We start from the raw sequence: 8,319 nt of genomic DNA on the forward strand, positions 1-8,319 counted from the left end.
GGGATCAGCGTGAACACCGAGACGATAGGCGTGGCGCCGTGGATGGCGCAGGCTGAAACCCAGGCGGTGATCGCGGGGCTGGAGGCGCGGGGCGGTCCCGGCTGCGCGCGCTTCGTGGGCGGCTGCGTGCGCAACACCCTGATGGGCAAGCCGATCGACGACATCGACATCGCCACTGTCCTGACGCCCGACGCGGTGATCCAGGCCCTGGGCGCGGCCCGGCTGCGGGCCGTTCCCACCGGGATCGACCATGGCACCGTCACGGCGATCTCGGGCGGCCGTCCCTACGAGATCACCACCCTGCGCCGCGACGTCTCGACCGACGGCCGCCGGGCGGTGGTGGCGTTCACCCAGGACTGGAACGAGGACGCCCAGCGTCGGGACTTCCGCTTCAACGCCCTCTACGCCGACATCCACGGCCGGATCTACGATCCGACCGGCGAAGGGGTGAGCGACGCGCGCGAGGGCCGGGTGGTGTTCGTCGGCGATGCGGAGACCCGGATCCGCGAGGACTATCTGCGCATCCTGCGGTTCTTCCGCTTCCACGCCTGGTACGGTCGCGGCGAGGCCGACCAGGAGGCCCTGGCCGCGTGCAAGGCCCTGAAGGGCGGGATCGAGACCCTGGCCGCCGAGCGGATCCACAAGGAGCTGCTGAAGCTGCTGGCGGCCGAGGAACCCCGACCGGCGCTGCGGCTGATGGCGGCCACCGGGGTCCTGTCCGAGATCCTGCCGTTCGTGCAGTCCCTGGCCCGGTTCGAGGGGCTGATGACCATCGAGACCGAGCAACTGTTCCAGAGCGATCCCGAGCTGCGCCTGGCCGCCCTGATCCCGGACGATCCGGAGATCGCCAGGCAAGCGGCAGAACGGCTGCGGTTGTCCAACGCCCTGAAGGAACGGCTGGTCCAGGCGGCGGGAACCTCGCCGCGCATCGTCAGCTGGATGAGCCCGCGGGAGACGCGCCGGGCGGTCTACGCCCTGGGCCTGAAGACCTTCAGCGACCGGGTCAAGCTGGCCTGGGCGGCCTCGGGCCGGTCAGCGGCCACCCCGCAATGGCGCGGCCTGCTGGCCCTGGGCGAGAGCTGGACGCCTCCGTCCTTTCCGCTGACCGGCGAGGAGGTCCTGAAGGCGGGAGTCCCCAAGGGCCCGATGGTCGGCCAGGTGATGCGCGAGGTCGAGCTCTGGTGGATCGACCAGGACTTCATCGACGACAAGTTCTCGATCATCGAGCGGCTGAAGGCGGTGGCCCAGGGGATGGTGTTCTGAGGCGCGTCCTGCGTCCTTCGAGGCCCGCTTCGCGGGCGCCTCAGGAAGAGGACCTTTTGCTGAATCCCTCATCCTGAGGTGCGTCGCGAAGCGAAGCCTCGAAGGACGCACGGCGCTCGCCTATATCGACGGAGCGAACCTGGAGACCCCCGCCCATGAAGATCGGCCTGCTCGAGACCGGCGAACCGCCCGAGCCCCTGCAGCCGGTGTTCGGCCGCTACGCCGCGATGTTCCAGGACCTGCTGGGGCCCGAACACGACTATGTCGTCTACGACGTCCAGGCGGGCGTGCTGCCCGCCGATCCGGCCGAGTGCGACGCCTATGTCGTCACCGGCTCGTCGGCCGGGGTCTATGACGACCTGCCGTGGATCGCGCCGCTGAAGGCGTTCCTCGTGGACGCCGCCCGCCAGCCGCTGGTCGGGGTCTGCTTCGGTCACCAGGTGATGGCCGAGGCGTTCGGCGGCAGGGTGGTGAAGTCCGACAAGGGCTGGGGTGTGGGCCTGCACCGCTACGAGGTGGCTGAACCGCAGCCGTGGATGGACCTGGAGCGCGATCCCGCGGGCGTGGCCGTTCCCGCCTCGCACCAGGACCAGGTGGTGGTCGTTCCACCGACCGCGAGGGCCGTGGCCGGCAGCGCCTTCACGCCCGCCGGCGTCCTGGTCTATGACGACCGGCCGGCCATCTCGATGCAGTTCCATCCCGAGTTCGAACCCGCCTACGCCCGGGCCCTGATCGAAGCCCGGCGCGGCAGCCGCTTTACGGACGCGGAGGCCGACGCGGCCATCGCCAGCCTGGATCAGGCCAACGACCGGGCTCGGGTGGGCGGCTGGATCCAGGCCTTTCTCGCCCGCCAGGCCTGAAATCCGGCAACCTGGACCGCGGGCCGACCGTTTGGGCTGAAACGCGGGAGACAGGACCATGAGAGCCGCAACCGTCGTACTCGCCGCCGGTTTGCTGATGATCGGCGGCGCGCTGCTGCCGGGTGTCCGCGCCGACGCTCCGGCCACCGCGCCCGGCGCGTCCGCCCAGACGTTGAAAAGCGCCGCCGACTTCGCCTCGATCAAGGACCCGGCCACGCGCTCGGTCGCCCTGTTCACGGAAGCCGGCAAGGTGATCGAAAGCCCGCGCTGCATGAACTGCCATCCGGTGCAGCGCGCCCCGACCCAGGGCGACGACCGCCATCCGCACAATCCGCCGATGGTCGCCGGCCAGAGCGGTCACGGGCCGGTGGGCCTGCCCTGCGGCGCGTGCCACGGGCCAGCCAACGTCGAGACCTGGGGGCAGGACATCAAGTCGATCCCCGGCGATCCGAAATGGGCCCTGGCGCCGGTCGAGATGGCCTGGCAGGGCAAGTCGCTGGGCGCGATCTGCGCCCAGATCAAGGACCCGACCCGGAACGGCGGTCGCTCGCTGGCCGAAATCCACCACCACATGGCGGAAGATCACCTGGTCGGCTGGGCCTGGAACCCGGGCGACGGCCGGGTCCCCGCGCTAGGGACGCAAGCGCGGTTCGGCGAGCTGGTGCAGGCCTGGATCGATACCGGAGCCAAGTGCCCGAAGGCTTGATTAGGGTCGGGGACAGGCGCACGCGCCTGTCCCCAGCCAGGCCCTGGGCGGCCCCCTACGGCCACCTCACCTCGGGCGGCATCGAGCTGAGGATCGACTCGACGTTGCCGCCGGTCTTCAGGCCGAACATCGTGCCGCGGTCGTAGAGCAGGTTGAACTCCACGTAGCGGCCGCGCTGCACCAGCTGCTGCTCGCGCTCCTCGGCCGTCCAGGCCTCGCCCATCCGGCGGCGCACCAGGGTCGGGTAGATCTCCAGGAACGCCCTGCCGACGTCCTGGGTGAACGCGAAGTCCCTGGTCCAGCTACCGCTGTCGTGATGGTCGTAGAAGATCCCGCCGATACCGCGGGGCTCGTTGCGGTGCGGCAGGAAGAAGTACTCGTCGCACCAGGCCTTGTACTTGGCGTACCAGGCCGGGTCGTGGGCGTCGCAGGCGCGCTGGTAGGCGGCGTGGAAGTCGATGGCGTCCGGAAAGTCCTGCCGGCGCTGGTAGCCGAGCAGGGGGGTCAGGTCGCCGCCGCCGCCGAACCAGCTTTTCGTGGTGGCGATGAAGCGGGTGTTCATGTGCACGGCCGGCACGCGCGGGCTGCGCATGTGGGCGATCAGGCTGACGCCGGTGGCGAAGAACCGCGGGTCCTCGGCCGCGCCGGGCATGGTCTTGGCCATTTCGGGCGTGAAGGTCCCGAACACCGTCGAGACGTGGACGCCGACCTTCTCGAACAGCCGGCCGCGCATCATCGACATCACCCCGCCGCCGCCGGCCTCGCGGTCCCAGGGCTTGCGGACGAAGCGGGCCGGCTCGCCGGCGTAGAGCTCTGCGGGCGCCGCGTCCTCCAGGCGCTCGAATTCCGCGCAGATCTGGTCGCGCAGGCTTTCGAACCAGGCGCGGGCGGCGGCTTTCTTGGCGTCGAGATCGAGGTCGTCTGTCATGCGAGCGGATTACGAGGTTGGAGCGTCTGGTGCAAATAGGGAGCGCCGCCTAAGGGGTTCTGCGGAGGCTGACACTTGCCCCCACCTGACCGCTTCGCGGTCTGTCCGCCCCCACAGGGGGCGGAGCGCTCTTCCCCCTCTGGGGGAGGAGGGCCGAAGGCCCGGAGGGGGCAAGTGTTCGCCGCGCCGCCCCTATCCCGGAAACCCGTCCGTCTGCCGCAACGCCTCGCCCAGCGCCATGGCGGCCGTCGTCGCCAGGTTCATCGAGCGGGCCTCGGGGCGCAACGGGATCGTCAGGCGCGAGAAGGCCGCCGCGTGAACCTCCGGTGGCGCGCCGCGGCTCTCATTGCCGAACAACAGGGTGTCGCCTGCCTCAAACTCGAACTTGTGGAACGGGGCGGTCGCCTTGGTGGTGAACAGCAGCAATCGCCCTTCGCGGCGCTCCGGGGCGGCCAGGAACGCCTCCCACGAGGCGTGGCGGATCATGTGCGTCAGCGGGCCGTAGTCGAGGGCCGCGCGCTTCAAGCTCTTGTCGTCCAAGGGGAAACTGCAGGGCTCGATCACGTCCAGCCCCACCCCCAGGCAGGCGCCCAGGCGGATCGCCGCGCCCACGTTCTGAGGAATGCCGGGTTGAAAAAGCGCGAGCCGCATTCTAAGCGAACCAACCATAAAGCCAGCAGGGGCATTTGCTGCGAATCGAAAGGGCTTGCGGACTTCGTCCGCGCGTCCGATAGGACGATCCGCTTTTGCCTGTTGTGGCGAAGACCCGCTTGCGGGTCCAGACAGTATGCGCCGACAGGCGTTTCTCCAGGCCGGGCCGTCTTTGGCGGCGCGGCGGCATCGAAGGGTGACTTGGGTGGCCGACACCGCCGTGGGCGCAAAAACTGATCCGGCGCATGGGGAAGACCCCAGCCGCCGGGATTTCATCTACATCGCATCGATGGCGGTCGCCGCTGGCGGCGCGGCCGCGATCGCGTGGCCGTTCATCGACCAGATGAACCCCTCCGCCGACACGCGGGCCCTGGCGTCGATCGAGTTCGACGTCACCAAGGTGCCGGAAGGCCAGCAGGTCGTCGTCAAATGGCGCGGCAAGCCGCTGTTCGTGCGCAACCGCACCAAGGCCGAGATCGCCAAGGCGGTGGCCGACGACGCCGCGTCGATGAAGGATCCGGAAAAGGACGCCGATCGCGTGAAGCCGGGCAAGGCCCAGTGGCTGATCGTCGGCGGCAACTGCACCCACCTCGGCTGCGTCCCCACCTTCGGCGGCGGCGAGTACGGCGGCTGGTTCTGCCCCTGCCATGGCTCGGTCTATGACACCTCGGGCCGTATCCGTAAGGGCCCCGCGCCCAAGAACCTGGTGGTTCCGGAATACGCCTTCCTGTCCGACACCAAGGTCAAGATCGGTTAAGCGAGATGAGCGGACATTCGACCTACGAACCCAAGACCGGTATCGAGCGCTGGCTCGACGCCCGTCTGCCGATCGTGCGCCTGGGCTACGACAGCTTCGTCGACTACCCCACGCCGCGTAACCTGAACTACTGGTGGACCTTCGGAGCCATCCTGTCGCTGTGCCTGGCCTCGCAGCTGATCACCGGCATCATCCTGGTGATGCACTACACGCCCAGCGCCGACCACGCCTTCGCCTCGGTCGAGCACATCATGCGCGACGTGAACTACGGCTGGCTGATCCGCTACATGCACGCCAATGGCGCATCGATGTTCTTCATCGCCGTCTACATCCACATGCTCCGCGGCCTCTATTACGGCTCCTACAAGGCGCCGCGCGAAGTGCTGTGGCTGCTGGGCTGCGTGATCTACCTGCTGATGATGGCCACGGCCTTCATGGGCTACGTCCTGCCCTGGGGCCAGATGTCGTTCCACGGCGCCGTCGTGATCACCAACCTGTTCGGCGCCCTGCCGCTGGTCGGCGAGAGCATCACCACCTGGCTGTGGGGCGGCTTCGCGGTCGACAACCCCACCCTGAACCGCTTCTTCTCGCTGCACTACCTGCTGCCCTTCATGATCGCCGGCGTGGTGATCCTGCACATCTGGGCGCTGCACGTGGTGGGCCAGAACAACCCGACCGGCGTCGAGCCCAAGTCGAAGGCCGACACCGTGCCCTTCACCCCGTACGCGACGGTGAAGGACGCATTCGCGCTGAGCGTCTTCCTGATCCTGTTCGCCTGGTTCGTGTTCTTCATGCCCAACGCCCTGGGCCACGCCGACAACTACATCCCGGCCAACCCGCTGGTGACGCCGTCGCACATCGTTCCGGAATGGTACTTCCTGCCGTTCTACGCGATCCTGCGCGCCGTGCCGGACAAGCTGATGGGCGTGCTGGCCATGTTCGGCGCCATCGCCTGCCTGTTCGCCCTGCCGTGGCTGGACACCTCGAAGGTGCGCTCGATGCGCTACCGCCCGACCGCGAAGATCCACTTCTTCATCTTCGTCGTGGCCTGCTGCATCCTGGGCGTCTGCGGCGCCAAGCTGCCCGACGACCAGGTCATCCCAGGCGTGACCACGTTCCAGCTGATGGCGTCGGACCTGAACAGCTTCGTGTGGCTCAGCCGCGTGGCCGCGCTCTACTACTTCGCTTTCTTCCTGGTGATCCTGCCGGTGCTGGGCCTGACCGAAAAGACCCTGCCGGTGCCGGACTCCATCGCCTCTCCCGCCCTGTCGCACCCGGCCGCCGCGCCGGCCGAAGCGACCGCCGCGCCTGAAATGAAGGGCTGATCCCGATGCTGCGCAAACTCTCCGTCATCGCAGCGGTCGCGGGTCTCCTGACGGCCGGCGCCGCCGGCCCGGCCCTGGCGGCCCATGGCGCCCTGCCGGCCAAGGAAGTCCACTGGTCGTTCGACGGCCCGTTCGGCAAGTTCGACCAGGCCCAGCTGCAGCGCGGCTACAAGGTCTATCGGGAGGTCTGCTCGGCCTGCCACTCGATGAATCTGGTGTCGTTCCGCAACCTCGGCGACAAGGGCGGTCCGTTCTACGACAAGAAGTACCCGAACTCGAACGACAACCCCTACGTCAAGGCGATCGCCAAGGACTACGAGGTCGCCGACATCGACAACGAGACCGGCGATACGATCAAGCGTCCGGCCACCCCGGCCGACCGCTTCCCCTCGCCGTTCCCGAACGAGGCGGCAGCCCGCGCCAGCAACGGCGGCGCCCTGCCGCCGGACATGTCGCTGCTGGCCAAGGCCCGCGAAGAGGGGCCCAACCACATCTATTCCATCATCACCGGCTACGCGGCCCCGCCGCCCGGCCTGAAGATGGACGCGACCCAGCACTATAACCAGTACATGGCGGGCGACCTCAGCTCGTACTGGTCGGGCGACCACAAGCACGTGCCGCCCGGCGGCTTCATCGCCATGGCCCCGCCGATCAAGGCCGGCCAGGTGACCTTCGACGACGGCACCCCGTCGACCCTGGACCAGGAAGCCAAGGACGTCGCGGCCTTCCTGATGTGGGCCGCCGAGCCCAAGCTGGAAGAGCGCAAGCAGACCGGCTTCGCCGTGCTGATCTATCTGGTGCTGTTCGCGGGCCTGCTCTACGCCAGCTACCGCAAGGTCTGGAAGAACGAGTCGCACTGACCGGCTCTTGAAGACCTGAAGAGATCGGGCCCGGCGGCGACGCCGGGCCCTTTTTCATTGTCCGAGCTACCGGGAGGCCGCCGGGACGGGCGTCAGCCACAGGCGTCGGGCCTTGGGATCCAGCCGCAGGCGGTAGGCCGCCAGGACCTGGACGCCGATCGCCCCGACCACGCCGTCCGGAAGGTCGCCGGCCACCACGGTCGGCAGGTTCTGACGCAGAGTCCCATCCAGCGACAGGCCGCGCAGGGTTCCCGCCGGCTTCTGGCGCGGCCCGTCGGCGGCGCCGCGGGCCCGGACGCCGCCCGCCGAGGCGGTGTCCAAGGCGAAGGGACCGGAGACGCCCCTGAGGCCGTCCGAGGCGGCCGCGCGGACGGTGGGCGTCCCGCCGACAAGGGTGACGGGCAGGCCTCCCGCCCGGGCTCGTCGCAGCTCGCTCGGGCGTTCCAGCCTCAGGCGGCAGGGCGAGAAGTCCAGGGTCAGGGTGTAGCGGTCCAGGATGTCGGCCCCGATCACGCCGGTGATCGGGGTTCGGAAGCCGACGGCGCGATAGTCCAGGCTCTGGACGGCGACCGGCGCCGCCGCCACGCTCTCCCCCGCCAGGCGCACCGGCAGGGTCAGGGCGGTCTCCACGTGGCCGGCGCCCTGGGCGATGTCGCGGTGCAGCAGGGTGTGCGGGGCCGACAGGTCGATCACATAGTCACCGGCGATGCCGCCGACGGCCGCCGGGGCCACGACCGCGCCGTTCTCGAACCAGCAGGCGGTCTCGCCAGCCGCCGCCGGGCCGCCATGCGTCGCCAGCAGGGTCAGGAACAGCAGGGGGGCGGCGCGACGCATGCGGCGATCCTAGCCAAGGTTTTCCCGCGCGGCGAGCGAACCTAGAGCGGGTTGAGGTTTAGCTGAATCGCGGGATTCCCAAATCAGCTGGCGTCTGATTCAAGATGCTGGCTGGGAAGGAGGCCAGCATGGATG

Annotated in this window: 9 protein-coding genes; 6 read left to right on the forward strand and 3 right to left on the reverse strand. The window is 69.0% G+C overall.

Translation table 11 applies throughout. The annotated features are described in order from the left end of the window. The first annotated feature begins 9 nt into the window (after positions 1–9). The 3 genes from EV278_RS20905 (at position 10) to EV278_RS20915 (ending at position 2,829) form a co-directional block, all read left to right on the forward strand. Entirely contained in the window at positions 10–1,263 is a 1,254-nt protein-coding gene (locus EV278_RS20905) for a CCA tRNA nucleotidyltransferase (protein WP_165916725.1), read from the forward strand. Positions 1,264–1,418: 155 nt separating this feature from the next. Next, entirely contained in the window at positions 1,419–2,123 is a 705-nt protein-coding gene (locus EV278_RS20910) for a type 1 glutamine amidotransferase (RefSeq protein WP_132095664.1), read from the forward strand. Positions 2,124–2,181: 58 nt separating this feature from the next. Then, a complete protein-coding gene (locus tag EV278_RS20915; RefSeq protein WP_132095666.1) occupies positions 2,182–2,829 on the forward strand; it encodes an Isoquinoline 1-oxidoreductase subunit in 648 nt (215 codons plus the stop codon). Positions 2,830–2,884: 55 nt separating this feature from the next. Here the strand turns inward: EV278_RS20915 and hemF are convergent, their stop codons facing one another. Then, a complete protein-coding gene (gene hemF / locus EV278_RS20920) occupies positions 2,885–3,757 on the reverse strand; it encodes an oxygen-dependent coproporphyrinogen oxidase (protein ID WP_132095668.1) in 873 nt (290 codons plus the stop codon). Positions 3,758–3,949: 192 nt separating this feature from the next. Further along, positions 3,950–4,408 carry a tRNA (cytidine(34)-2'-O)-methyltransferase gene (locus EV278_RS20925; protein WP_165916726.1) on the reverse strand — a complete coding sequence of 153 codons (459 nt, stop codon included), beginning with the start codon at positions 4,406–4,408 and terminating at the stop codon, positions 3,950–3,952. Between the two features lie 205 nt (positions 4,409–4,613). Between EV278_RS20925 and petA the strand changes: the two genes are divergently transcribed. The 3 genes from petA to EV278_RS20940 are packed head-to-tail and all read left to right on the forward strand — an operon-like array spanning position 4,614 to position 7,350. Beyond that, positions 4,614–5,165, forward strand: coding sequence for a ubiquinol-cytochrome c reductase iron-sulfur subunit (gene petA / locus EV278_RS20930; RefSeq protein ID WP_132095671.1), 552 nt, complete (start codon positions 4,614–4,616; stop codon positions 5,163–5,165). A 5-nt stretch (positions 5,166–5,170) separates the two neighbouring features. Next, the gene (locus EV278_RS20935; protein ID WP_132095673.1) at positions 5,171–6,490 is read left to right on the forward strand and encodes a cytochrome b N-terminal domain-containing protein; all 1,320 of its coding nucleotides are present in this window, start codon (positions 5,171–5,173) and stop codon (positions 6,488–6,490) included. Between the two features lie 5 nt (positions 6,491–6,495). Further along, positions 6,496–7,350 carry a cytochrome c1 gene (locus EV278_RS20940; protein WP_132095675.1) on the forward strand — a complete coding sequence of 285 codons (855 nt, stop codon included), beginning with the start codon at positions 6,496–6,498 and terminating at the stop codon, positions 7,348–7,350. A 66-nt stretch (positions 7,351–7,416) separates the two neighbouring features. Here EV278_RS20940 and EV278_RS20945 read toward each other — a convergent pair whose 3' ends face one another. Next, a complete protein-coding gene (locus tag EV278_RS20945) occupies positions 7,417–8,184 on the reverse strand; it encodes a hypothetical protein (protein ID WP_132095677.1) in 768 nt (255 codons plus the stop codon). Positions 8,185–8,319 lie beyond the last annotated feature (135 nt).

The organism is Caulobacter sp. BK020 (assembly GCF_004342605.1).
Classification (GTDB): domain Bacteria; phylum Pseudomonadota; class Alphaproteobacteria; order Caulobacterales; family Caulobacteraceae; genus Caulobacter.

What these genes read in the sequence shown, in the direction of transcription:
- EV278_RS20915 (WP_132095666.1), top strand. Translation starts at nt 2,182, where the DNA reads ATGAGAGCCGCAACCGTCGTACTCGCCGCCGGTTTGCTGATGATCGGC.
- EV278_RS20935 (WP_132095673.1), top strand. Translation starts at nt 5,171, where the DNA reads ATGAGCGGACATTCGACCTACGAACCCAAGACCGGTATCGAGCGCTGG.
- EV278_RS20945 (WP_132095677.1), bottom strand. Translation starts at nt 8,184, where the DNA reads ATGCGTCGCGCCGCCCCCCTGCTGTTCCTGACCCTGCTGGCGACGCAT.
- hemF (WP_132095668.1), bottom strand. Translation starts at nt 3,757, where the DNA reads ATGACAGACGACCTCGATCTCGACGCCAAGAAAGCCGCCGCCCGCGCC.
- EV278_RS20910 (WP_132095664.1), top strand. Translation starts at nt 1,419, where the DNA reads ATGAAGATCGGCCTGCTCGAGACCGGCGAACCGCCCGAGCCCCTGCAG.
- EV278_RS20925 (WP_165916726.1), bottom strand. Translation starts at nt 4,408, where the DNA reads ATGCGGCTCGCGCTTTTTCAACCCGGCATTCCTCAGAACGTGGGCGCG.
- EV278_RS20940 (WP_132095675.1), top strand. Translation starts at nt 6,496, where the DNA reads ATGCTGCGCAAACTCTCCGTCATCGCAGCGGTCGCGGGTCTCCTGACG.